Here is a 25,336-nt window from a genome sequence, read left to right on the forward strand (position 1 = left end):
CAAACACGAATGAAAAACATTTTATTCTTTTTATGCATCGCACTGTTTTGTGTCTCTTGTAATTTTTTTGATTCGCTAACTCTTACTAACGAAGATGGGGTAAAAAAGTTAGAAGCAATCATAGCAGAAAACTTAGATACAGATGCTGATATTTACAGCCTTGCCTTTTCAGCAGACGAGTTAACAAGCGAAATAAGAAACATTCGTTATGACTATCAATTAAAAGGGAGCTATTTCAATGACACATTCGATATTTCGAGTAAAACATTTAGCGACCCATCGAAACAACACGAGTTTTCATACAAATATAAAAAAGCCTTTAAAATGAAAGAAGCTCCAGTATCTCTAATTGCTACAAAATATCAAGAGGCACTGGAAATATTAAAGACGCTTGAGCTTTTTAAAGAGGATCAAGAGTATCATTTGGACTATTGGGTGTTTAGAACAGATAAAAAAGGAAATATATACGCCGATTTTGATTTGAATTACTTTATCAATAGTACAAGTAGTGGGCGAATGAGAACAACCAATTATGGTCAGTATAAATTTACGATGAACCCTGATAAAACCTTAAAATTAGAAACTAAATGAGAGACAACTACTATACTATCATCTGCTATCTGTTTTTGCTAGCACTTTTTACAAATTGTTCTGGCAATAGTAATGCACCAATACTAACAACTCCCGAAGGTCTAGAAGCCATTAAAAATAAACTGGAAAACACTTTTGATAAGGATAAACAAATAATAAGGTTAAGTTTTCATGATAGGTCTAATAGTTTAGAGATTGTAGGGCAGTTCTATATTTTTTTTCCAGAAAACAACAAAGAACAGATATGGTTTTACGACTATGTAACGGGTCAACTATATAAACCAGAATCTAAACAAGACTTAAAAGATAAGCCAAAAACAAAAGCAGTAAGTGCTTTTAACATGGATGAGTCATCCACCTATTTCAACCAAGCGGTTGCTTTGATAGAAAAAGAAACAGATGAGTTTTCTAACTACCGCATACACCGTTATGAAATGTCAGTAGATCAAACCTCTGGTAAAATAACACATTACATTACCCTTAATACTGACAAAAAAACCAGGAAACGTACCTTCTATGGAAAAAAAATCGATAACAATTATTTGTATCAGTTTCAATTTAAAACAAACGAAGATGGCAATTTAGTTGCCACAGCAGGTCTAGACGTATTTGATAAGTAACCCAGAATAACTAAAACTATATAAAACATGAAAGTAACAGTATATAAAGCAATTGAGAATCCATCAATAGAAGATGTAGAAAAATTAATACAAGACAAATTAAAAGATAAATACACTTATAAATCTTCAAGAAAAGCTAGCACTATTGCAGGTCAAATGATGAATGGTCAAGCAGAAGATGCAATCACTGTAATTAAGAATCCATATCACAGGTTCGTCGTGGTTGTAGAGAAAGTAAAAGATCCAACTAGCGAAAATGGTCAATATACGAGTATCCGTTTTAGTTCTGCAGAGTTAGCGGGTTGGTTACGATTTTTATACAAAGAGGTTGGTCTTATAGGTCAATTTATAATAAGGCTTATTTATGGTGGCGATGATCCAATTTACGAAGAGGTTAAAAATATCGTAAAAGATAATTTCGCAATAGAAGAACAGACTATCGATGTTGGTATTGGATCTCTACTTAAAAGAAATAAATCTTAAAACTTAGTTATAACCTCTTAAATCAGAAATGGTTTTAGAACTTAAAATTACATTATTGCATAAATATCTCGACGCTACTGTCTGGTATGATCAAAGATTATTAAGTAAAGAAGAGTATAGAATTAGAATCCAAGAATCCAGACCCACTGTAAAAAGTCTGGATTCTAATTTCGTAAGTAACAACGACCTTCATATTGCTCTAGTCAGTTTAGTATTTTTAAAAAACCAACCCAACTATTGGAAATTATGGGGGCAAGCAGACTGGCGTTTTTTAACTTTCTATAAATAATATCATAATGAAGAGAGCTACGCTATTGTTCATGTTTATTGTTACTTTTTTATCTTGTAAGTCATTAAAAGTACCAAATAAAGAATCTGAGATTTTCAAAACTTTGAATAGCATTAGCTATCAAAATAAAAAAATAATAAATAACTCCAAAAGTAATAATGTTGTTGAAGATTTTTTAAAAACGAATACAATTACAACATTAGAAACTTGGAAAAAGTCAGCACCTTTTTTAGAAAACTTTTATACAACAGAGTGTGTAGGCTGTTCTAATAAATTTGGTGATTTTAAACCTTTGTACAAATTGGAAAAGGGAAGTTTTGTACATTTTGGTTTTGAGAAGAGTATGGGGATTGAGAATTTGGTTTTCAGGAAAAATGGATCTTTTGTCACTAGTTTTTTTACATATCAAGGCTATTCCAAAAATCAAATTAGAGATGAGTTGCGTAAAGACCAAGATCGTTGGAATGTTATTGCTGGAATTTATCCAGCTAAAATAACGAGAAAAGAAATTTACTTGGACCATACTGATTATACTGACCAAACTCATAATGGAGAGTGGTTTAATACCACTTTCCCTATGAGTTTGAGGTATTATATAAATCTTAAAGAAAAATCCCCATTGATACGCTTTCAATTTTGTGGCGGTTTTTATAGTTATCAAAAAAAGCAGGAAAATGGTAGTTTAAGAATGATTCATTTCTTTGAACCAAAATTTGAAAAAAATGAAGTGGGTTCCAAAGGGCTTGCTATTCAATCCACACAAGAATATGGGTATTCTGGAGGAGCGATATTCTTTTTAATAACTCTAGAAGAAAAGATGAAGTTGTTTATTGAAATAAAGCCGGAAATAGAAGGATATGAACCAGAGTTCTCCGTTTTTCGAAATGATCAGTTTTATACTATTGATGAGTACATTAATAAAGACCATAAATTATGTACATCCTATAGTAAAACCTTAAAAAAAGGAGAGTATCTGATACGTGTAATTAACGAAAATCCTATAGATCTATTTACTCCATTGTTTAATCTAAAAGTTACAAAGCAACTTTAGAATGAATACATTAGACCAGTTATTTTGGGAATCTCCATTTACAGAAATGGTTATAAAAGTATCGACTACCTATTGCTTTGTTATTGTTCTTATTCTGATCATTCAAAAAAAAGGATATTTAAAACATACATTTTTTTCTATAGCAATGCTTCTCTCGACTGTACTTTTTGTTATTGCTTCAGCAATGTTTTTTAAATATCAATATGATAAATATAGACGTCTGGAAAGCAGAAATGACGAATATTTAGCACCTCAAAACATGTTTAAAACAGAAGGTAGTGAACCCTACATTAATAGTTTAAAAAATGAATTAGAAGAACTTAGATTCTCTATTGAGGATCTTACCCTTTTAAGCGAGTGGAAAGAAAACAGAAATGGCATCATGGGCTATGAAACATCATTATTAAGCTCTGCAAAAAGTTTTGATGAAGATGATTTTTCAATGCAGAATATTTTAAAAGAAACGGTCATAACACAATTTGAAAACGAAGAATACAGTCAGCAATATTGGAACAAGGTATTTAATATCGTATTCGGGTACATTGAGGAGAAAGATTATTACAATTCACCGCATTATCAAGCGACTGCAATCATCCCCGTTACCTACGAAAAAAGCAATTATAGTACCAATGGCACAGAAATGTCACCAGCGCATTATAAATATATTGAAGAAGAAGGCAATACGGCATACATTCAAAGAAAGATAAAATCAACAATTAGATCAAAGAACAACATAGAGAATTTTTGGACTAAAAATAAGGCGTTTATATATACATTTTTTTCAAAATCAAAATACGATGAACTTTGTAAACCGGTGGTAGACGATTTAATTGACATACACGATAAAATCACAAAAGAGTTAGGTTATAGAGCCTTTTATGCCAAATACGATGAACAGGATTCGACGTTTATTAATTTTCATTCAAAGAAATTTCCTGAAACGTACTATATCTCTTGGCCTTTTGGTTTTTGGGACAGGAGGTTTGGAGAAAATAATGATGAAACCGTATACAAGGTTTTAAAGGAAATACAAGAACATTATAGTGAATAGTATGAATAAAATTATAATTATTGTACTCTCGATAGGCATAACCTTGGTAGCTTATGCAACTTATTATGAGGTAATATGTTTAGATCTAGATGCAGATTTTAATAGGGAAATCAGTACTAAAAAACATAAAACAGGTCAAGAACAAGGCTTAAAAAATCAGATAACCTCTATTAAAAATTATATTGAAATTCTTGAAGAAGAGGAACATTATAGTTATCAAAACTCAAGTCACTACAACGAACTGGATTTAAATCAACCTGATTTTATAAGAGTAAACAAATGTGTAAAACAATATTTGGATAAGAATAAGTTTCAGGATAATTGTGAGGACTATATAATAGATGCCATCATTAGTGACTTTGGTGAATCTAATTTCATCGAGGCTGTTATTGCTACCGCAATAGATTATAGATTTCTAGGTACTGATTATGCATTTCCTAAATATTTATTCTCTAATAATGCCAGTTTAAGATCTAAACTAGTACTTAGTTTTTTAAACAGGTATAGAGATCCAGAAAAATTACAACAAACATTCAATGAGTATAAAACGTATTTCTATGAGCGTATTTCTAAGAATGTTTATCAACAAATATTTAATAATACTGTTAGTGATTTTATTTCTGCATATGAAGATATAAATCAACAACCCGATGCAGACACCTACTTTAAAGACATCTATTTTAAAGCAGAAACACAAAATGCACACGGAAAATATTGGAATGTAACATTTTGGAAAAGAAGAATGCTAGAGAAGAACGATAAGACCATATATGCCATATTAAAAGAAGTAAAAAACCATTATGATTCACTGTAGTTACTACAAAAGAACGAGTTGAAAAGAGCAAGAAGTCCTTATAAAGCAAAAAAACCACGAAAACTAACGAATATTGATTAATAAACTACATATATAAATTGACTGTAGTATAATGTTTACAATGTACCTACTATTGAATATTGAAAACCTGTTTATATAATCAGGTTGAAACTATCAAAAACTGAAACAGAATGGAAAAATTTATTCAAAACTATTTTATGTATTTTGCCTTTGGTACAATGGTTATTTTCTACATTTTCTGGAAAATCATACCATTTCTTAAAAAAGCAAGAAGCGCAGTAAAAATGTTTACATGTGAAATTCATCTTAACAGTCGTAGCAATGTTTCAGAAGAACAATATAAAAAAATTGCAATAAGTGCCATTTATAGTCAACAACAAGGAGCATATGTTAACACGATAACCACTGGCTTAGAAAGTTCAAAAACACTAAAAATTCTTTCTCAATGGTGGGGAATCAACGATACTAATCAAGCACTGGATAAACTCGATTATTTATCTGAAAAAGGATTCAGATATTACTTTAATACGGTTTTGAAAGCCTTTGAGGTAAACGATACGGATGAACAGAAAAATATAATTCTCAATGATATGGGCGACAACGAAGAAGATGTACAAAAAGCCTATCAACAACTTATCCACTTACAGCAAACCTGGAAAGAATTAGTAGACAACAATGTTGTTACCAATCATAAAGAATTAATGAAATATAATAATATAGGTTGGGATTGTGGTCGGTTAGTATTTTTAAGCAGACTTTGTCTAGATGCCGGTTACATTTCGGAAAACGAAGTTTGGCAATATACAGACAAAGCTTATAAACTAGTGATTCAAAACTTTGATAATTGGAGTGCTTTTTCTAAAAGCTACATCATTGGTAGAGGTATGTGGGGAGGAATAGATTCTGACAACGAGGGGATAATGAGTATCGCTGAAGATCTGTTGAGCAAAGAAAAAAGTCCTTGGGTAGCTTTGAGTCTTAAATAGTAGCACCTATGAATACGTATAATCTTTAATCGTGAACTGTCATCAAAACAGATCAACATAAACCAGTGCCGCCCTAGACAAGCGATCGTAAATAAGTAAAATGAAAAAACCGATAGTATCTTTTATTATATTGTTTAGCTTATCTCTTCTTTTAAGGGGTCAAGATTCTATTTATCAGGAAATAAAAGAAGAAATTAACGATAGTAGTGATTACTTTAAAAATATAGATCCACATTTTACCTCTAGTGAACTTATAGGAAAAATCATAGGAGAAGATTTAGAACCAGATGAAAATAACACACGTGAATACTGGGAGGAAGACTACATTTATTTTATAAACGAAAAGTACTATTTGATAATGAGTCCAAAGGGAGACAATACGCTGGGTGTATACAAGTTTATGACATATCGAGGTATTCCCTTAATTATTCTTTTTAGTGAAAGAGGAGAACGCAGTAGTTATTACGAAGGTTTAGTAGTAAAAAAACAGCATCAAAAGTATAAAGTACGCTGGGGTACCACGAGTGCTTATGATTACCGTATTTCTAAAAACGTAGATACTAGTGAAACTTTTGTAGTTGATGATGATAAAGTTGAAGAATTAAATTTCAGCAACGATGATATTAGATTTGATATAAAAAACTCGAAGATAGGCTTAAAGCTCAAGGATGAGATAATCATTGATCATATTTGTGATTCCCTTAAAATTTACGGAAAAATCGCAACCGTTTCTAACTCAGGAAAAACATCAATCTATAATTTAAAAGGAAAACTACTTGTTGATAGTTTAAAATCATTTTATCAATATTCGACTAATTACCATCAACTTATCGACTCAAAAAACAAGATGTATTTTATAGATACTTTGGGCAACACATACAATAAACCTGTTAACCAGAGATCAAGGTGGGGTAACGATAGTAACGCAAACAGAATTATAACCTACTATAATCATAAGAACAAAATTCTAAAAACAACGTATGAATCATTCAGTTTAGAAAGATATAAAATGCCAACTTTCGAGAATATCTGGGAAGATACTGATGGTTCAGTAGATTTACAGTATCAGCTTTATCTCTTACAAGACGATATTTATGAGCGAGATCAAGATAAAAAAGCACTTTCTAAGTCACATCTAGAACAAATTATTAAAGAGAAAGGCTATGAAGAGTTATTATTCCTAAAAAAGATTTATGATGAAAAGGAATACATCTGGAAAATAAGCCACTATCTTTTATCAGACATTACTGTCACTCCCATAAAACTACCAAGAGGGTTTAAAAAAGTAAGGTTTGTAAATAATAGCACTATAGAGATGAGTGCAGAAGATTACTGGTATTATAGTAGGTTCTATGCTCCTTTAAAACCCAGTTATATTATTGTAAAAAAATCAAATAAGTTTGGCGTTTGGGATATGGAAGATAAAAAACTTATAATTCCATTAGAATATGATGATATTACAACAAATGGAACCCATTTTCTTTTACATAAAAAGGGTTTACTAACCTGTTATCCTAACATAGGATTAACTCCTAAATATAAATATTTGAGCGATTATGATGAATATTATGCTCGATTTACATATCCAGATGGTAAAAAAGGCTGGGTAGATCGTAATGGAAACGAATACTTAGACTGATAAGAATATAGCAAATAAAATATCTCGTAAAAACATCATAAACATCGTTTTCAATTGTTGGCAATAAAGTATAGCACTCACTATCTATAAATTTGCTTTACGCCTTCATCCCTAAGTTCTAAATGCATAAAGTAGGTTAAACAAAATCGGTATTAGCCTTCTATCAATAAGTAATGAATTGATTCTCAAAAAATGTATCATAATTGAACACATATTTATTCACTCCTTGCGAATATAGGTTCACTATAATATGTTTTTTACAATATGCGTAATATTGAAATATGAAATGTCTGTATATGTTGAAAACAATATTTTTACTACTTTTTTTAAGCATAAGCACTTATGTAAATGCACAACCAGAAATAGTAGATAAAACATTCGCTACTAAGATAAGTTGGATGTGTGTAGAAACTCCATATAAGTCCAGTTGCGCTGGTTCACAGACCTATCTTGTTTTACAATTCAAAGAAAAAGAAGTAACCGTAACTACAAAAGAAGAAGACAGTTGCGGAGAAGTCTTGATAGCTCAACATATTGGTGATTTTTCTTGGCGTTGGGTAACAGATAAACATTGGACTATTCTTTTAGAAGATATAGAAAAGGTGAAACATAATAATATCAAAAACATGGCACTCTTTGTTATCGATGACGAACTTAAAGGTAGAAAACTAAATGCTGAAGGGAAAATTTTGAAAGAGTATAACTTTAATGTTTTGACTAATAAAAGGAGGAGGAAAAAATTGTAGTGAATATATGATAATATTTTAAAAGCCTGATAATAAACAATCAAATAACAACCTGTTCTTTATACATAAGTATTAATGAAATTGACAACGATAATCCTTCTTTTTAATATCTGTGTATCTGCAATAGCACAACCAGAAATAATAAATAAAACTTTTATAGCAAAAATTGGTTCTATATGTGAAGAATTTTCTGGTGATGCAGTCTGTGCCGGACAAGATATTTATATAATTCTTCAGTTTTATCCTGGGCATGTGATTGTTATTGAGGACAGAGTTGATAGTTGTGGTGCAACTACTTCAGAATTAATAGATGGATTTCAATGGAGCTGGATAAAAAATAAGCATTGGGTAATCAGTTTTAGAAATGTGGAAAGGACACAAAATACGATTTTAGAAAACATCAGGTTTATTGTGCGAAACGGCATGATTATAGGGGAAAAGCTAAACCAATCAGGGTTCGTAATAGAAGAATATCACTTTATAGAAACCGTATAATAAATACACTCAATTAAAATAAAAAAATGAACATCAACATTGTAATTAGTATTGTAGTATTAGTACTACTTATCATTATCGTCATTATTATCAATAATCAGATCATTGGTAGAAGAAATCAAATGAATCAAGCTTATGGAAGTATTGAAATTTATCTTAAGAAGCGTTTTGATTTGATACCTAACCTTGTTGCGATGCTCAATAAGTATTTGTCCCATGAAAAAGAAATTCTGCTCAAAGTAACTGAACTGCGTGCGGCTGTTAAAAACGCTAAAGCTCCTGAAGAAAAAATTGAAGCTTCAAACGAACTCACCAAAGTAATGAGTGGTCTCAATTTTAATGTAGAAAATTATCCTGATTTAAAGGCTGATAGACAATTTATGAACATACAAATTGAGCTTGCAGACATCGAGGATCAAATATCAGCATCGCGAAGGGCATATAATGCAGGGGTTACCGCATATAACGATAAGATACAAATGTTTCCGGCCAACCTAGTCGCGTCCATGAGAAAAGACAAAACAGCAATGCTCCTAGAAATTCCTAAAGAAGAACAAAAAGAAGTGAACATCAACCAATTATTAAATAATCAGAATTAGTAGAATTTTACACCTTTTACTTAAGCAATGAATTGATGTTAACCATAAACGTTCGATCTTTTATTATGAGCTACTAATATAGTACTCCTTAAAAAAGCTACAGATGAAATTAGCTAGAAAACAATGTTATTTCACCACCTAAGATAAGAACGGATTTACTACTCAGTACAATATTAATTTAGTAATGTATTGGTATAAGGTTCTTACTTATTTATCAAAATCTTAAATCAATTTTGAACAAAGAATATACTATATGTTATCACAAAACCGTATTGAACAAATCTATAAAACTACCCGTACAGCTCTAGATACGGTCTACAAAAAAAGAAAGCGTGCTCTCTTGCTTCAAAGAATTATGTGGGGTATTATACCACTTTACTTTGTTCTTTTTTTTCCTAATTGGATAGCTGCTTATTTTCCTAGTTTGGAAATACCTTTTCTTAATGCTAATTCAGCATTTGGTAGCAATCCATACAATAAATTATATATCATTTTTGGGATAATGGCAATATACTATCCTGTGATTTATATATCTTGGAAATCATTTCAAACACTAAAAATCAAGGAAAATAATACCGTTACACGAATGGTCAAGCAATTATTTCCTACAGTAGATTTTATTCAAAATATAACAGCACCCATCAACCAAATTGTAAAGAGCAAGCTGTTTGTTGGAGTACAAACTGATACACCTGTTTATAACTATGGTATGATCAGAAAAAAGACAGATACAATTACTGTTAATGTTACAGATATTGGTTTGATTGAAGACAATTCGGGACGTAAACTATCCAATCTTTTAATTCAAATACCTTTTTTAAACTCGCTTTTGATGCTCTATCAATATGTATTTAAAAATATGTTTACAAGCAAAACATCAGATAACACCCAATATACCTTTAGAGGTATGTTTTGCTGGTTACAATTCAAAAAATCACTACGCGGTCATACGGTCGTATTGCCTAAATCCAATAGTACAAAATTTGACCGTTTTTTAGAAAAAAATTTCAAAGAAGAACAACGCATACAACTGGAAGATCCCAGATTCACAGATTCATTTTTAATATATAGCACAGATCAAGTAGAAGCAAGATATATATTATCAATGGCACTTATGGAACGTATTTTATTGTTAAAGCAAAAATTCGAGAGACCGATACTATTATCTTTTCAAGACAAAGAAATGTACTTAGCTGTTCAAAACCCTCACGGTCTTTTTACATTTCCCTCAGGTAAATTGGATGATATTAAGATTGTAGAGGAGCTAGCCAATGATATTGATACAGCATTAGAAGTTGCTACAATATTAAAAATAACATAAAAACATAGACATATAACTGTTTATATGGAATGTGAAAAAGATTAAATACAACCCAGTCTATATACAAAATTCTAATAATCGTAATTTCATCCCATACAGCACAAGTAAACAATAATCAGCATTAATTTTTCTCTGTTACAAAAACTTCTCTTCCTAAATCGTATTGAATTTCTTTAGATAATTTCTTTGATAAGTTGTAGTATTTCCAGAGACCATCTCGTTCTCCATTTTTGTATTGACCGATTACTGAAGTCGTATTAGCGTTATTATACCATTTTACAACGCCATTCTTTATACCATTAAGAAACGTAGTCTCAGATAACAAATGCCCGTCTTTAGAATCAAACTTTTTCCAGACACCATTTTTGAAATCATTTTTATAGGTTCCTTCTTCAATTTTATGTCCTATTTTATTATAATTTTGAAATAATCCCTCTTTTTTACCGTAGTTGTAATTTTTAAGATACTTTTTATTTCCATTTTCATAATAGCTGTTATCCTGAAGCAATTTACCTTCTTTAAAAATTATGTTTTCTAACAAAACACCGTTTTGATTATAGATTAATTGCTCACCATCCAATCGCCCATTTTTTTTATGTTTTATCTCATGAACTTCTCCAGTCGAATGATAACTTTTATGGGTGTAGCTAATTACATCGAGATATTCTCTTTCCCATAACAACTTACCGTCTTCTGTTTTTTCTTCAGCTTTCCCAAACAATTGACCGTTCTTATAATTTTCTGTCACTACCGATTTTAGCTGAGATGGATGACGTACTATTCTCCACCAAGTACCTTCTGCTTTACCGTTTTTATAATACTCAACCGATATTAATTCCCCTTTAATATTAAAATTTTTCCATTTTCCTTCTGTTTTTCCATCGATAAATTCTCCTTGTTTACTTATTTGTCCATTGTTAAAATATGTGGTGTATAATCCTACAGGTTTTCCATCTTCGTACGTAGCTTCTTTAAGAATTCGATCTTTACTATCATAGTTTACGCTCTTTCCATGTTTTTTGCCTTGTTTGAAATGTAAATCAGCGTATTTACCTAAAATATCTGCCATTTGATAATGACCGTCCAGTAGATTGTTATGGATATCTTTATAATATATTACACTACCGAATTGTTGTGTTTTTACATCCTCTTTCATTAGAAATGTTTGGCGTGTTAGAACATTCGATTGTAATAAAATTACGATTCCTATTATGCAAGTTTTAAAGTGTATCATTCTTATCAATTTTGGATGTATAACATCATTAACGTTATGGATTATTTATAATTTTTCAGAGCTTTGAGACTCAGAATTTTTTTTTGATTATTTAATGTTGATTATAAGGCTAACTTTTAAACACCTATGTTTTCTAGATCAGTACGTTAGAATTCATTTGTAAATATTTAATCACGCACTATTCACTTCTAACATATAAAATAGGTTCCCATTTTAGTTCAAATATATAGTCATACAGACTCTTCTCAAGGGGTCAATATAGATTCGTAAGGAGTGGATTTATATTCGTACCACAAACCTTATTGTCTAATTTGCGTAGCTAATTATCGCTTCTTTTTCATATAATTATACCTAATTCATGTTTATCCAGTCAATAACATAAAAACAGGATAGTAGTCTAAGATTACTATCCTGTTTTATATTAATTATATACGTTGTTTAGGAATTAAGTTGTGTATTTATCTTCCTGAAAAGCACCCTTTTGTCGGAAGGTTACTTTGAACTATAGCCGAACGAAGATTAAAATTTTCACATATAGTTACATTATCAGTTTCCCAGCTAGAAAGATCTTGATTAAAAGAAGTAGTATCTTGGAGCATTCCAGCCATATTGGTTACACTAGCGACGTTCCAGCCACTTATATCTTGATTAAATGATTGTGCTGCACCAAAAGTCAGAAGCATATTAGTTACTTTAGACACATCCCAGCTAGAAATATCTCCATTGAAAGATATAGCATTATTAAACATTGAGCTCATATCTATTACATTAGAAACATCCCAGCTAGGAAGGTCTTGATTAAAAGATCTCGCTCCTTGGAACATTCTTTCCATAGTAGTAACATTACTTACATCCCAATTACCAATATCTTGATTGAAAGCAGAACTAGAACCCATTTGAAACATAACACTCATATCTGTAACACTAGAAACATCCCAATCTCCTATAGGCTGATTAAATGATTGTGCTCCACTAAACATGAGTCGCATATTGGTTACATTACCAACATCCCAATTAGAAATATTTTGATTAAAAGAATTAGCACCCAGAAACATAGATAACATATTCGTTACATTAGAAACATTCCAGCTACCAATATCTTGATTAAAAGGTGTGGAATTGAACATATTGTTCATATCCGTAACATTAGATACATCCCAACTACCAATATCCTGATTAAAGGCTTGGGCTCCGCTAAACATAAAACTCATATCAGTAACTTTAGAAACATCCCAATCTTCTAAAGGTTGATTGAATGATGTTGCTCTTGCAAACATACCCCCAATATTAGTAACATTAGAAACATCCCAATCTCCTATAGGCTGATTGAAGGATGCAGCTGCGGTAAACATCAAACTCATATCCCTAACTTGAGAGAGGTCAGGGACATCTTTAGCATTACCCACTAAGTTTTCACACCCAAAGAATGCTCTACGCATCGAAGTCCAGAATTGTTTTCCCCAATTTTCAATACTTTGTATTTTTTTAGCATTTGCAATAGTTGCACTGTCGCTTATTGAAGAAGCATTGAAATAGATGCTAGGAAAATCACCAGTAATACTCACGGTATAGACTCCTGGTTGTGCATAGGTGTGTGTAGCATTTCCGGTTTGTCCTGTACTGGCAGAGTTATCTCCCCAATTAACATTATAATTATATACTTGTTCTGATGCGGTTGGTATAAAAATAGATTCATTAGCACTAGTGGTTTCCCAAGTGGTTATAAATGATATTTCATCTACATCAGTTACATTGATAGTGATTTCTGCTGTTGCAGATAGCATAGTATCCGTAACAGTTACCTCAATCAAATGACTTTGCGTAGTCTCAAAATCTAATGCTTTTCCTAATTGAAGACTCAATTCTCCTGTAGTTTGATTAATTACAAACAAATCACTATCATCTTTGGTAATACTAAAGCTCAATGTATCATCGGCATCCGGATCATTTGCTAAGACAGTGGCAAAGGTAATTTCTGCTTCTTGTGCCTCAGAAACCTCAAAAGATTGATTATTGATCTCTGGACTGGCGTTCATATCTACATCAATAACATTAATGGTAATTGTAGCATTGGCTGAAAGCGTACCATCATCGACCGTTATTTCAACAATATAGCTTTGAGCTAACTCAAAATCAAGTTGTTCTCCTTGTTTAAGACGTAACTCTCCTGTAGCTTCTACAATAGAAAACAAATCACTATCATCTTTTGTAATGCTAAAACTCAGCGTGTCATCTTCATCCGGATCACTTGCCAAAACTGTGGCAAAGGTAACCGCTGCCTCCTGTGTCTCAGAAACGTTGAAGGATTGATTTTCGATTACTGGTGCGACATTTACAGCTGCCGAGATATCATCATCATTCCCGCATGATATCACTATACCAGTTAATAATAGGTAAAACAGTACTTGTAATTTTCTTTTCATTGTTTTCATATTTAATAATTAAGTTAATCGCTGATTTTGTTCAATAATTAAATCACACAGACTCCTAAGTCAAGATTTTATATATCGATCCAATATGAGATATCATATTTTTGATTAAAGATAGAACGTGGTGTCGTTTCGTGGAGAGGTCAATATATATTTGCACCGATTGGGTTTATATTCGTAATAGAACAATGCAGAAACTACACACTGAAATGAATATGACAATTCATACAAGCAATCGTTATTCTAAATGTAATTTTTCTAGAAACGAAAGCTATACATTTTTAAAGCTATAGTGATATTAAATTATAAAATCCTGAATTTTTACAATCCAGGATTTTACTTTTATTGTATAGTATACACACTAAAACATATGTTTATAGCAAGAATAATGTAAATGATAGTATTCTTGTGATTAGAGTTTTAAATTGTTGTATCCTATCTGTTCCAGATACGACCACCAAATCCGCCTGTAGCACTAATTCTCGAAATCTTGTTTGCGCTATCGATTTTTAGGGTTAATCGTCCTGAGCCCCCGTTGTTACCTTTTGGAACATCTACCCAGTCTAATGTTATGATATTTCCTGTTCTGGTACCAAATGCCACATTGGACCAAGCAGGACGACCTGATGTGTAATTCTGTTCTCCGAACCAGATGATTGTATCCCCTACTTGTCTTATGTAATAAGAACCTCGATCACTAGCTTGCCATTTTGCAGTCATATCATTGATGTTGTTTCGAGTACCAAAACCCTGAGCACGTTCTGCTGGTAAATTGCTAGGACGAGTAGTTTTTGTTAATGTATTACCTCCAAAACCAGGACCGGATGTTTTCGTAATAACAGTACCATTTACTTCAAATTGTAATGGACCAAAGGCTACATTTGTGCCTTTTGGAACATCGTAAAATGTTCCGGTGATTTTGTTTCCTTCTAAGGTGCCATTAAATACGTTCGCCCATTTTCCTGATGGATCTTCTCCCAACCAGAAAATTTCATTTCCGGTTTGTCTTATGTAGTAATGTCCATTATCGCTACCTGAGTAATATCCTGTTAAATTAGGGACGCTCACATTTAGGCTTTTGTTGATGGTTTCTGGAATGGTTTCATTATCGCTTTCACAATTTGTAAAAAACAAAAATGATGCTAATAAAAGCATAGAAATTCTGAGTTTTGATACTAGTGTTGTTACATTCATAATTAGATTTTTTGTGATTAATTTTTTGATATTTAAATTGGTTTTAGTGTAATACGTAGCAAAAATAGTCAAGGAAGTTTTTGTATAAATAAGGGAATATATATTCGTGAGGTTTCAATTTATATTCGTTAAAAATTCAGGGAAAAATCAACCAAAACCTTTTATCAAAATTCTACTTAGATAAATTCTAACACTTTTTAGAGATAGATAGTATTATATTTCAAGAAAAGGTGTTGATTGTATTTTATAAACTGCGCTTAGCAAAATATTTTTAGTATCGTGTAATGATTTTTTTCAACAAGCTGTTCCAATTATTTCTATGTATATTTCCTAAATTTCTAATAGTAACAATATCAGATATTTCAACAAGCCAGTATCCTTCGATGTTCTTAAATAGATAATAATTAGAACTGGCTTGATCATCTTGAGAACATTGTTTTCGATATCCACTGAAAATACTTAAAATTTCTAGATTTTTACTTTTAATTATTTTTTGATAATTGAGATACAAATAATCTTCATTTTTAATAAATCCATTAAAAACTTCTAATGTTTCAGGGTTTAGTCCAGATATAATGGACAGTCCTTTTTCTCGCTTATAGAAATACACGTTATTGATATCCTTAAACAAGTATCCGCCTATTGCTTCAAAAGAATTAGCATCTGCAACAGTTTGTTCAGAAAAGTAATAAATTTTATGATTTGCTTTGTATAAATAGTCGTAATCAAACTCCTTATCAATAACAATACAGCTTTTACACTCATCATCTATGTTTCTTAACCTATCTATATTAGCTATCTGTTCAGATGTTAAGTTCTTATATAATTTTCCGTATACTAAATCATATACATCATTCTCATAAACCACATAATTATCAGTTTGATAGGTCTTCGATACGCTTATTGGAGTATTGTAATTAAAAGGTAGCTTATTGTTTTCAATCGCTCTTGTATAACTATTCCAATCTCTTTTATAAATTCCATTTTTATCAAATAAAGTATTAGAATTCTTGAGCATTCCGAATGTGGTAGCGTCCAATCCTTTTTGTGGAATACCATTTCTAAAATAGACGTTTTTCTTATCTGTTAAATATACCCTCTCCGCTTGTTCCCATACTTTTACGTTTTTTAAATCTTCTTTTTTAACAGGTAAAGTATTTGTCCTGTAATAAACGTTGTTTTTATCCATTAAATATGAGTTGGACAGTACTTTTACCGTATGAACGTCAATACCTGGATGTTCAATAAAATTTGTATCATTTTCTGTTAAAATGTGCTTTGAAGTTTTATAAAAATAATTATTTAATCTCGTGATTTTTTCATCTTTGAAGGTTACAATTTTACCATTTGAGTAGGAATGTTTTTTATCAAACGCAAAACCACTAGAGAAACTTCGGAAAGTTGATGGATCTGCCTTCTGTACTTTTTTACCGCGATAGTATACCGTTTTTTTATCTACAAAATAACCTCCAAAGTAATCTGCAGCTCTAAACGTTACCACATCTGAAACCCTAATCTTTTTTTGATTCTTATATACTGCATATTTTGTTTTCCAGTACAACCCATCTTTATAAACATCATCAATGACGGTGAACCCAGTAGTGTCTGTTTTAATTTTAGTACCTCGATAATATATGCCATTTTTATCCAGAGCAAAATAATTATTTTCATTTTCTACAGGAAAATGAAATGAACTCATGTCTGGATACATTAACTTTCTGCTTGTACAATTCTGATACACAATGTAATTTTCATTTAGCAAGTAAATTTCATCATCAATATAGATACAATCAGTGGTTTTGATTTCCATCAAATTATCTACCAAGGGTTCTTGGATTTTTAGTGTATCTATTTTCTGAGCAAACGATAGAAAGGGAAGTAAAAAGATCAAAATTGATAGAGTTTTCAAAGCTTCGTTTCATTTTTAAAGTAATTTATTAAATGCTAATAATGCTCTTCTCTAACCTGATTATTCTAGAAATTGAGATGGTATAGCAATAGCTCTATTTTTTTCGTCTATGAGACACGGAATTAATCTATTTTCCGGTACTACTCCATCTGGTAAATATTGACTATCTAAAATAACATATGCACAATATACTTTAACACCTTCCGTAGCCTCTGGAGGAATTTCATTAAAATAGAAGAAAGACTTACCATCAGAGAAAGAATCCATTTTATCGTACAGATTTATAAGATTTGCTACTTCTCTATTTTTTATCCGTTCTCCAATATCAGCTATATATTCTGAATTTAATCGATGATTGTCTTCTTTGCTAAACAAGATCATCGATCCACCTTGCTCTTCTAATTTTTTATCAAATAGTTTGTGGTTTGCCATAAGTACATAGCCAATACTTAAAGGGTAGTTATTAATATCATTAATTTTTGGCTCAGGTAGATTTAAAGAAAAATACAATCCCACGCAAACTACAATAGATGTTAATAGCACCCAAAGAGGAACTATCGACAAAAAATAAAGAATTATCATAATAATCGCAGCTGGTATACTGATTAAGAAACTAGAAATTATACATTTTCCCAGTTTCCCATCGTGCCTAAGAAATTTCTTTGCCTGTTTTTTAGAAAGGTTTCTAGGTGTTTTTGCAAAGTTAATGATGTTATTATTATTCATTAATATAGGAGATTTTAAATTGAAATTAATATAAAAGTGTAATCTATTATTCTGCTTTTACAGCGCTCAAATTCTTTATTTTAAAAGGAAAATATGTTCTCTATATCTTTTAGTTTAATCATTTTTTTCGATAAATTCTATTCTCTTTTCAAAAGAATAATTATAAATGATTTTACTACTACTTAATAATTTTGGGTTGGTTAAACCACTTTCTTTTTGATTAAGTCTAATACTAAAATGTGTTGCTATGGTTAGAGAGTCTTCGAAATATGATGTAGGAATTACGTATTCTCCGATCTCTGTTTTTAAGGTGTCCGTTCGCTTTCTATCATATCCAGACTTTGTACTATTATCTGTAGTTTTATTTTTGTACTTTACTCCTTTTAAAATTTCTAATTCTGCTGGAGTATAGAGATGTCTCCAACTTAGGCTAAAACCCTCATCTCTTGAGGCTTTTAGAGGAATTTCAAAAGTAGTTTTCTTCTTTTGTTGTATTGGTTTGATATATGCTAGAGGATATTTTGTCTTATCGGGTAAAACTATCTCAAAATAATAAGAATCACTTCGTACTACATCATCTGTTGTATAGTACGAAGTTTTTGTAAAATACAATTCATCTTTTATATATAAATAGAGTGGCGAACCATTCATGATGATTTTTATATCTTCATTTATGATCTTTTTTTTACCATCAGATACGATTACTTTGATATAGTTAAGTTCCTTTTCCTTATCACCATCGTGAATAAGAATATAAGCTTTAAGTTTTTTTATGTTCCTTGCGTTTTTATCTGAGATTAATGAAACATCACAACTATAGATAACGAATAAAATAAATAATGTGGTAACATATCGCATGTATATAATTTATAATGAGCTCCTCCTTTTTTTAACCTTTCAGAAATATAGATATACACGAAACCATGCAGGATTATACAAGTTTGTTTAATGTATACTATACATATAGTTACAATTCGATTTACCTTAAAACATTTATTTTTCGATATGCAAAGGCAATATTTTGTAAATGGAATTTTCGTAGGTTGTAATTGTTTTTGCTAATTTCTCGAAGGACTCGGCTTGATCGTCATTTGAATTCCAATCTATGCGTCCTTTGTCGAAATCTTCATAGTAGGTTTTCCAGTTTTCATATTTCTGTTGTGCTAATGGAAGTATTTCCATTACTAATTGTTTTACTTCTTCCTCGTTTAACCAACCAGTAGCATATCCCATCGATGCGTTATTAACAATTCGCGCATAATCCCAAGATTTATATTTATGGTCTCTAGTTTTAAGATCTTCTATACTTTCTAATAATTCTTTTTTATTAGAAATGTCCCACATCGATTTAAACATATTTTTTATATCTCTCCCTTGTGATTTTTGAAAAGCAAATTGAAAAATCTCTTTATATCCACTCACTAACTGTTCATCTGTCGTATAATCTGCATCTTTCATCATTTTCGTAACAGCTGCAGTTCCTCCGTATCCATTTAGAAAATAAATACCTCCCAGCATAAAGCTGCTTAACTCTTTATCCTGAATTTGTCCTTTTTCACCACCTCCACAAGATTGTAGTGTTATTGCAAGAAAGCATATCGCTGTAATTATGATGTTTGTTTTTAATATTCTCATTTTTTTGTCTTTATCAATTAATATATTTCTACTCTGTTATTTTCGGATTTTATATAGTGTTTGCCGCCTGTAATGAAGAGAAAATTCTATACTAGATATATTTTATGATTAACACAACTAAATCTATCTTATGTGCTCGTAAAAAGCGATGTAAAGGACAATCTTTCATTGTTTAGCACCTTTATGTGTAACTTAGGTGTTATAAACAGTAGCAATAGAAATAATTATGTATTTCTTACTATACGACTCAAAAGTAGATCAAGTTCTCTTTATATCGCGTGGAGAATATATATCTGCAGAGATTGAATATATATACGTTACATATTTATTGATTATTGTTTAATAGTTTTGATAAAAACTCATCTTTTTTACGAATCGATACTGGGAGCTGTTGCTTATCTTTTAGAATAACCATTCCGCTTTTATCATAACGATCTACATAATCAATGTTTAAGAGAGAGGATTGATGGATACGTACAAATTTAGATAAAGGCAGTTTATCCACAAAGTATTTTAAAGGTTTTGATGCAATTATTGGCTTAGCATTATCAATATAAAATGTTGTATAGCCTTTATCTGACTTGCAATACTTAAGCTCTTTTATATTAATTACCTGATATCCATCTTGTAAACTTACCACTAATCGTTCTGGATCTAATTGCTCTTTTAAAATCTTTATTTCTTCTTGTTGAATACCACCAGAGGCGTTTATTGCTTTATCTATTGCTATTTCCAGTTCTTCGATATCTATAGGCTTTAGGATATAATCGATAGCTCCCAGTTTCAAGGCTTGTAAAGCATATTGGTCATAAGCAGTAATAAAGATTACGTTAAAATTTAGTTCTTTAGTTTGTTCTAAAAAATCAAAAGCATTACCATCTGGTAAATTGATATCTAGAAAAACTAGATCTGGTTTGCAGGCTTTTACCACAGTAACCGCTTCTTTTACCGATCCACATTCTCCAATAATAGTGAGATTTTTATCTAATGTATCAATCAATGTTACTAGTCCTTTCCTAATATAGGATTCGTCTTCAATAAGTATTGTTTTCATCACGGATGTCTTTTTTATAAGGGAGTATTAAAGTTACTATAGTACCTTGTTCATTTTTATATTTTCTGTCTTTGATCGTTATATTGGTTTCAACCTTAAAATTCTTTGACATCATTTTTAGACGTTCTTTAGTAATCGTAGTAGCTAAGGATTTTTTTTGAGACAAAACTGTATTGTAGTTATGTTCGATCCCTACCCCATTATCTATAATTGTACATATCAATTTTGGACCTGTAAACGTAATATTCACTGCGATTTTTCGATTTTTATGTTCTTTTTTAAACCCATGTTGAATAGCATTCTCTACGAATGGTTGTATAAGCATTGGCGGTATTAAAATTTTTTTTGTATCAAAGGTAGGTGTAATATTAATATCATATTCATAAGGAACATCTGCGCCCAAATTTTGTACTATCAAATAATTTTCTACTGCTTCTATCTCATTCTCTAAAGGCACGATTTTATCTCTAAAGTTCTCTAATATAATCCGTAACAGTTTAGAAAATTTAGATAAATATATAATTGCTTTTTTTGATTCTTTATTCAAAATCATTCCTTGAAGCACCGATAATGAATTAAAAATAAAATGAGGTGTCATCTGCAATCTAAGCAACTTTTGTTCGATCATTATATTCTGGTTGATAGTTTGGATATTGCGAATTCGTAATATTAATAGCCTGGCTCCTAAAAGAATTCCTAAAACTAAAACACCAATGATAGCCCATAAAGTTTGTTTCTGAGATGTCGCTAAATTTTTATCTATTGTTCCCATCCTTTTTGTAAGTTTAATTTGTTTAACGTTAGCAGAATCAAGTTCCTTTTGATATTTATTTTCGTACTCTAATTGTGTTATTTTCCGAATATTTTCTTTATTGAAGATGCTATCACTTAGCTTTTTAAAAGCTTTGTGGCTTTCGAAGGCTTCTTTATATTCTCTAGTTTCGTAATAAAGAGCAGCAAGCAATTCTTTAATATCTCTTAAGGCCTCCTTTAACTTCAAGTCTTTTGCGATTTTTTCTGCTTCTAAACTATGAAAAAGTGCTTCTGTATACTTTTTTTGTTTATAGTGAATTTTTGCCAAACCAATATATGAGTGGCAAGTTGAGTATAAATTTCCAATCTTTGTATTTAGTTGTAGTCCTTTTTTGTGAAATTTTAATGCTAATGGATAGTCCTCAAGATCAGTATATGTAGTTCCTATATTGATAAAAAAGCTTGCAACCAAATTAGTATAATTAATATTTTCTGATATTTCCAACCCCTTTTTAAAGAATTGTAGTGCTTCTGTGTATTCTTTTTTCTCTGCATAAATAATTCCAATATTACTATATACGTTAGCAATATTTTTTTTATTTCCATCTTTTTGATTGATCTCAAGAACTCTTTTATAATAGTCCAATGCCTTATCATAATTTTCTTGAAGTAGATGGATAGAACCTATGTTCTCTAAAGATTTTACAATCCCTGTATTACTTCCAATATTTTGGTTGATTTTTAATGCCTCAGTAAAAAGAAGTAATGCTTTAACATAGTTTGCTTGATTACCATAAGTTCCTCCAAGGTTTCCCAAACAACTTGCAACTCCTTCTTCATCCTTAAACTCTCGATATATTTCTAACGCCTTATGGCGGATTTTAATTGATAGATCATAGTCTCCTTTATTTGAATAGGCTGAGGCCAAAACATTCAAAGAACTAGCACTTTTTTTTCTATTTCCTAAGGCTTCTTCTAAATCAACAGCTCGTTTAGCGTAATTGATTGTGGTTTCATAATCCCCTTTATATATATATACTATAGCCAATCCATTAAGACATTTAGCAATTCCTCTTTTATCACTAACAGCTTGATATCTTTTTAACGCTTTAGTGTAATGGTTGATAGCTTCATCTAGATTAGATTTTACTAATTGTACTATTCCTTCTGTATATATGCAATCTATTTTTCCTTTTTCGAAGTGAAGAGAGTCTGCCAAAAAATTAGCCCGTTTCAGATATTCTATAGTTTTATCAATATTTCTGCGATGATATGAAAAAGCTAAGTCGTTTAGTATATTTACTTTGAAAGTATCTTGTTTTTTATTAGCAACCAAAATCTGTTCGAGACTATCAATTATTTTTGTTTGTGCAAACGATTTTGAGTTATTCGCATAAAAGTTAAATATAATGATGCTTAATATGACGCCTAATTGTTTTACACTTTTTGATTTCTCACGTTTGGTTGGCAACAAATTTGACAAGCCTATTCGCGTTATAATTTTCGTAAACAAGTGTTTATGATTCTCTTTATTGGGTTTGGAGTCATTACGAAGTTGATGTTTTTTATTCATAAAATTATCACTGTCTTGTTTCTGATATAAACGATGCTATTTATAGTAAGATTCTCAACTAAATATTCTATCCTTTTAATTTAAGATACAGACTTGTAAATAATCTATTGTTACGATATTAATTTTTAGAAAAATATAGTTCGTCACTACCATCGCTTTTAAGCAAGAATATATTATTATCTATTCTTCCCACTAAGCCGTTATTCGATATGAAATCATATTCTTTTTTCATTATGTTTTCATTCTTAAATAATACATTCTTTTTACCATTTGTTGTAAAAACTCCAACAGCATTTTCTAATAACACAGAAAAGTTTTCGCATTTATATTCGCTTTTTAAGATTTCTTTTCCTTTTTCGAAATAAGTCCAAGTTTTGTTTTTTCTCAATCCAACAATAGGGTACGTACTAAAACCTTCAGCATATTCAGAGTATTGAGCTTCTTCATACTCAAAATTAACTAAGCATTTTCCTTTTACATCAATAATCCCCAAATATTTATTTTTGGATGCAACTATAAATTCATATCCGATCGCAAGAATCGTATCATACTTAGGGCGTACTATGGTTTTTCTTTCTTTTTTTACTCCAAACTTCTTATTTTTTCCTTGAAAAGCATAAAGTGTCGGAATAACTTCTGCACAATAGATGTAAGAAGCATTTGTATTTCCATTGTAAAGATTTACAATAACATCATCATTAAATATAACGATATAACTTTCGTTTTCATAAGGGGCAAGTTCAAAATCATCATACAATGGTTCAATGAGAAATGCTCCTGTCTTATCAATTATTCCGTATTTACCGTCTTGCTTGATGATCGCATTTTTATAAAAGAATGGATAAGCTACATCAAAACCTTTTGAAAACAATTTAGTATTATCCTGAGTATTTCGATAGTACATCAGCCCATTTTCAAAGGTCGTTTTGACTTCATTATCAGCATAAGGAAGTTGTGCTATCAGAACATCTATTTTAAATTCTCTAAATTCTTGAGCATAAACTACATTGAGAAAAAAAAATATAATAGCGAATGTGTTTTTCTTCATTTCTAATCTTATAGTAATGCAATATACTTTTAAAGTCTAACATAATTCACTAGCATTATATATCTGTAATAGCTTAATTTATATTCGTTTTACTATTCTTTTTATTTGTAGATATTTTTTTAAGAACTTCGGATTATGAGCTCGAAGGTGCTAACTTGGAGAAGGAATAGGCCATAGTTAAAAATGTTTTTTACAAGTCTGCCTTTTTAAACAATTATCCAATTTTATTATGTAATCTTAAAACACAGTTTTAATTTTCAGCATTTCATTTTCAAACTGTCTCGCCATTTGTCTTTCCGAGTAAGATGAATAGTTTAAAATCTCCTTACTCCTAATATAAAAGCATTAAAAAGATGGAAAAACATAATAATACTTAATCCAATAGTAGGTAAAAACAAAAATCACAATACACAGTACGCTACTGATTAAAACTAACATTTATTGATTAAAAAGTATCCTAAGATTATTTTTAAAGTAATTAAAGAGGTAATAATGATTACTAAAAAAATGTAAAAAATCTATAAAAACCCTGCTTATTATCAAAAATGAGACCTTAAATTCATTAATAGATGTCAAATTTAAATAAATGATATTCCAAATAACTACTGTTTACTGGCGATAAACAAAAAAGAGCGTCTCCACGCTCTTTTTCTTCACACAAATCATCTTAATTTAGGGGCTTATTCTAAAATTAAAACTCACTTTTATAAAACTTTCATCTTGGGGATAATGAAAGCACTAACTCATTTTCACTTTGTAAATATACTACAAAATTCGTAATCAACAATTTTTTTGTGTATTTTATCGTTAAAAAAACACATTTTAACATATTTTTTTACTGTTCAAACTTAAGTAAGTAGGTGATTTATTACAAAAATAAATTTTAACAAGGAAAAATGTAGAATTCTTCTTTTTTAGATTAACCAGAATTTTTGCGTAAACACAACAATTGGTCTTGATCCCTAAATACTTAATCCCACAACTTTTGGACTTGATCCGGATCAACACAAAAAGTTGTGGAGTAATTTAAAAAGGCTGAACTTTGATTTTTAAAAAGTCTATGTCTAGCTCTGAT

Annotated in this window: 23 protein-coding genes; 13 read left to right on the top strand and 10 right to left on the bottom strand. The window is 30.5% G+C overall.

The features are described 5' to 3' along the window. The first annotated feature begins 9 nt into the window (after positions 1 to 9). From ACWGOQ_RS16380 to ACWGOQ_RS16440, 13 genes are all read left to right on the top strand, one after another. Positions 10 to 591 (top strand): hypothetical protein, encoded by a 582-nt coding sequence (locus ACWGOQ_RS16380; protein ID WP_452059223.1) that lies wholly within the window; start codon positions 10 to 12, stop codon positions 589 to 591. Further along, entirely contained in the window at positions 588 to 1,211 is a 624-nt protein-coding gene (locus tag ACWGOQ_RS16385) for a hypothetical protein (protein ID WP_452059224.1), read from the top strand. The genes ACWGOQ_RS16380 and ACWGOQ_RS16385 overlap by 4 nt, the downstream gene beginning before the upstream one ends. Positions 1,212 to 1,238: 27 nt before the next feature. Further along, complete coding sequence (locus tag ACWGOQ_RS16390) at positions 1,239 to 1,694, top strand: hypothetical protein (RefSeq protein ID WP_452059225.1); 456 nt, start codon at positions 1,239 to 1,241, stop codon at positions 1,692 to 1,694. Between the two features lie 28 nt (positions 1,695 to 1,722). Then, positions 1,723 to 1,983 carry a hypothetical protein gene (locus ACWGOQ_RS16395; RefSeq protein ID WP_458202830.1) on the top strand — a complete coding sequence of 87 codons (261 nt, stop codon included), beginning with the start codon at positions 1,723 to 1,725 and terminating at the stop codon, positions 1,981 to 1,983. A gap of 7 nt (positions 1,984 to 1,990) precedes the next feature. Then, positions 1,991 to 3,034, top strand: coding sequence for a hypothetical protein (locus ACWGOQ_RS16400; RefSeq protein WP_452059227.1), 1,044 nt, complete (start codon positions 1,991 to 1,993; stop codon positions 3,032 to 3,034). A gap of 1 nt (position 3,035) precedes the next feature. Beyond that, a complete protein-coding gene (locus ACWGOQ_RS16405) occupies positions 3,036 to 4,085 on the top strand; it encodes a hypothetical protein (protein ID WP_452059228.1) in 1,050 nt (349 codons plus the stop codon). 1 nt (position 4,086) lies between these two features. Beyond that, complete coding sequence (locus tag ACWGOQ_RS16410; RefSeq protein WP_452059229.1) at positions 4,087 to 4,899, top strand: hypothetical protein; 813 nt, start codon at positions 4,087 to 4,089, stop codon at positions 4,897 to 4,899. 191 nt (positions 4,900 to 5,090) lie between these two features. Beyond that, on the top strand, positions 5,091 to 5,906 hold the full coding sequence (locus ACWGOQ_RS16415; RefSeq protein ID WP_452059230.1) for a DUF1266 domain-containing protein: 816 nt from the start codon (positions 5,091 to 5,093) through the stop codon (positions 5,904 to 5,906). Positions 5,907 to 6,006: 100 nt separating this feature from the next. Continuing rightward, positions 6,007 to 7,545, top strand: a complete 1,539-nt coding sequence (locus tag ACWGOQ_RS16420) for a hypothetical protein (RefSeq protein WP_452059231.1) — start codon at positions 6,007 to 6,009, stop codon at positions 7,543 to 7,545. Between the two features lie 296 nt (positions 7,546 to 7,841). Beyond that, on the top strand, positions 7,842 to 8,291 hold the full coding sequence (locus tag ACWGOQ_RS16425; RefSeq protein WP_452059232.1) for a hypothetical protein: 450 nt from the start codon (positions 7,842 to 7,844) through the stop codon (positions 8,289 to 8,291). Between the two features lie 75 nt (positions 8,292 to 8,366). Beyond that, positions 8,367 to 8,786: a hypothetical protein gene (locus ACWGOQ_RS16430; RefSeq protein ID WP_452059233.1), complete on the top strand. Its 420-nt coding sequence runs from the start codon at positions 8,367 to 8,369 to the stop codon at positions 8,784 to 8,786. A 26-nt stretch (positions 8,787 to 8,812) separates the two neighbouring features. Next, positions 8,813 to 9,385, top strand: a complete 573-nt coding sequence (locus ACWGOQ_RS16435) for a LemA family protein (protein WP_452059234.1) — start codon at positions 8,813 to 8,815, stop codon at positions 9,383 to 9,385. A gap of 253 nt (positions 9,386 to 9,638) precedes the next feature. Then, positions 9,639 to 10,706: a DUF3137 domain-containing protein gene (locus ACWGOQ_RS16440; RefSeq protein ID WP_452059235.1), complete on the top strand. Its 1,068-nt coding sequence runs from the start codon at positions 9,639 to 9,641 to the stop codon at positions 10,704 to 10,706. A 121-nt stretch (positions 10,707 to 10,827) separates the two neighbouring features. On the opposite strand, the gene ACWGOQ_RS16445 is transcribed toward ACWGOQ_RS16440, so the two are convergent. From ACWGOQ_RS16445 to ACWGOQ_RS16490, 10 genes are all read right to left on the bottom strand, one after another. Next, positions 10,828 to 11,862: a toxin-antitoxin system YwqK family antitoxin gene (locus ACWGOQ_RS16445; RefSeq protein WP_452059236.1), complete on the bottom strand. Its 1,035-nt coding sequence runs from the start codon at positions 11,860 to 11,862 to the stop codon at positions 10,828 to 10,830. Positions 11,863 to 12,398: 536 nt separating this feature from the next. Beyond that, entirely contained in the window at positions 12,399 to 14,363 is a 1,965-nt protein-coding gene (locus ACWGOQ_RS16450; protein WP_452059237.1) for a BspA family leucine-rich repeat surface protein, read from the bottom strand. A gap of 441 nt (positions 14,364 to 14,804) precedes the next feature. Further along, positions 14,805 to 15,563, bottom strand: a complete 759-nt coding sequence (locus ACWGOQ_RS16455) for a hypothetical protein (RefSeq protein WP_452059238.1) — start codon at positions 15,561 to 15,563, stop codon at positions 14,805 to 14,807. A 271-nt stretch (positions 15,564 to 15,834) separates the two neighbouring features. Further along, positions 15,835 to 17,472: a DKNYY domain-containing protein gene (locus tag ACWGOQ_RS16460; RefSeq protein ID WP_452059239.1), complete on the bottom strand. Its 1,638-nt coding sequence runs from the start codon at positions 17,470 to 17,472 to the stop codon at positions 15,835 to 15,837. Between the two features lie 60 nt (positions 17,473 to 17,532). After that, a complete protein-coding gene (locus ACWGOQ_RS16465) occupies positions 17,533 to 18,198 on the bottom strand; it encodes a hypothetical protein (protein ID WP_452059240.1) in 666 nt (221 codons plus the stop codon). 114 nt (positions 18,199 to 18,312) lie between these two features. Then, a complete protein-coding gene (locus tag ACWGOQ_RS16470; RefSeq protein ID WP_452059241.1) occupies positions 18,313 to 19,056 on the bottom strand; it encodes a hypothetical protein in 744 nt (247 codons plus the stop codon). 135 nt (positions 19,057 to 19,191) lie between these two features. Next, positions 19,192 to 19,833 (bottom strand): DUF1266 domain-containing protein, encoded by a 642-nt coding sequence (locus ACWGOQ_RS16475; protein ID WP_452059242.1) that lies wholly within the window; start codon positions 19,831 to 19,833, stop codon positions 19,192 to 19,194. A 325-nt stretch (positions 19,834 to 20,158) separates the two neighbouring features. Continuing rightward, positions 20,159 to 20,887 (bottom strand): LytR/AlgR family response regulator transcription factor, encoded by a 729-nt coding sequence (locus ACWGOQ_RS16480; protein WP_452059243.1) that lies wholly within the window; start codon positions 20,885 to 20,887, stop codon positions 20,159 to 20,161. Then, a complete protein-coding gene (locus ACWGOQ_RS16485; RefSeq protein ID WP_452059244.1) occupies positions 20,868 to 23,213 on the bottom strand; it encodes a tetratricopeptide repeat-containing sensor histidine kinase in 2,346 nt (781 codons plus the stop codon). The genes ACWGOQ_RS16480 and ACWGOQ_RS16485 overlap by 20 nt, the downstream gene beginning before the upstream one ends. Before the next feature lie 118 nt (positions 23,214 to 23,331). Continuing rightward, positions 23,332 to 24,261 (bottom strand): WG repeat-containing protein, encoded by a 930-nt coding sequence (locus ACWGOQ_RS16490; protein WP_452059245.1) that lies wholly within the window; start codon positions 24,259 to 24,261, stop codon positions 23,332 to 23,334. Positions 24,262 to 25,336: the final 1,075 nt, after the last annotated feature.

It is taken from the genome of Aquimarina ulvae (assembly GCF_053613295.3).

Excerpts from the sequence above, each read along its gene's own strand:
- ACWGOQ_RS16380 (WP_452059223.1), top strand. The coding sequence starts at position 10 with ATGAAAAACATTTTATTCTTTTTATGCATCGCACTGTTTTGTGTCTCT.
- ACWGOQ_RS16385 (WP_452059224.1), top strand. The coding sequence starts at position 588 with ATGAGAGACAACTACTATACTATCATCTGCTATCTGTTTTTGCTAGCA.
- ACWGOQ_RS16390 (WP_452059225.1), top strand. The coding sequence starts at position 1,239 with ATGAAAGTAACAGTATATAAAGCAATTGAGAATCCATCAATAGAAGAT.
- ACWGOQ_RS16395 (WP_458202830.1), top strand. The coding sequence starts at position 1,723 with ATGGTTTTAGAACTTAAAATTACATTATTGCATAAATATCTCGACGCT.
- ACWGOQ_RS16400 (WP_452059227.1), top strand. The coding sequence starts at position 1,991 with ATGAAGAGAGCTACGCTATTGTTCATGTTTATTGTTACTTTTTTATCT.
- ACWGOQ_RS16405 (WP_452059228.1), top strand. The coding sequence starts at position 3,036 with ATGAATACATTAGACCAGTTATTTTGGGAATCTCCATTTACAGAAATG.
- ACWGOQ_RS16410 (WP_452059229.1), top strand. The coding sequence starts at position 4,087 with ATGAATAAAATTATAATTATTGTACTCTCGATAGGCATAACCTTGGTA.
- ACWGOQ_RS16415 (WP_452059230.1), top strand. The coding sequence starts at position 5,091 with ATGGAAAAATTTATTCAAAACTATTTTATGTATTTTGCCTTTGGTACA.
- ACWGOQ_RS16420 (WP_452059231.1), top strand. The coding sequence starts at position 6,007 with ATGAAAAAACCGATAGTATCTTTTATTATATTGTTTAGCTTATCTCTT.
- ACWGOQ_RS16425 (WP_452059232.1), top strand. The coding sequence starts at position 7,842 with ATGTTGAAAACAATATTTTTACTACTTTTTTTAAGCATAAGCACTTAT.
- ACWGOQ_RS16430 (WP_452059233.1), top strand. The coding sequence starts at position 8,367 with ATGAAATTGACAACGATAATCCTTCTTTTTAATATCTGTGTATCTGCA.
- ACWGOQ_RS16435 (WP_452059234.1), top strand. The coding sequence starts at position 8,813 with ATGAACATCAACATTGTAATTAGTATTGTAGTATTAGTACTACTTATC.
- ACWGOQ_RS16440 (WP_452059235.1), top strand. The coding sequence starts at position 9,639 with ATGTTATCACAAAACCGTATTGAACAAATCTATAAAACTACCCGTACA.
- ACWGOQ_RS16445 (WP_452059236.1), bottom strand. The coding sequence starts at position 11,862 with ATGAAAGAGGATGTAAAAACACAACAATTCGGTAGTGTAATATATTAT.
- ACWGOQ_RS16450 (WP_452059237.1), bottom strand. The coding sequence starts at position 14,363 with ATGAAAAGAAAATTACAAGTACTGTTTTACCTATTATTAACTGGTATA.
- ACWGOQ_RS16455 (WP_452059238.1), bottom strand. The coding sequence starts at position 15,563 with ATGAATGTAACAACACTAGTATCAAAACTCAGAATTTCTATGCTTTTA.
- ACWGOQ_RS16465 (WP_452059240.1), bottom strand. The coding sequence starts at position 18,198 with ATGAATAATAATAACATCATTAACTTTGCAAAAACACCTAGAAACCTT.
- ACWGOQ_RS16470 (WP_452059241.1), bottom strand. The coding sequence starts at position 19,056 with ATGCGATATGTTACCACATTATTTATTTTATTCGTTATCTATAGTTGT.
- ACWGOQ_RS16475 (WP_452059242.1), bottom strand. The coding sequence starts at position 19,833 with ATGAGAATATTAAAAACAAACATCATAATTACAGCGATATGCTTTCTT.
- ACWGOQ_RS16480 (WP_452059243.1), bottom strand. The coding sequence starts at position 20,887 with ATGAAAACAATACTTATTGAAGACGAATCCTATATTAGGAAAGGACTA.
- ACWGOQ_RS16485 (WP_452059244.1), bottom strand. The coding sequence starts at position 23,213 with ATGAATAAAAAACATCAACTTCGTAATGACTCCAAACCCAATAAAGAG.
- ACWGOQ_RS16490 (WP_452059245.1), bottom strand. The coding sequence starts at position 24,261 with ATGAAGAAAAACACATTCGCTATTATATTTTTTTTTCTCAATGTAGTT.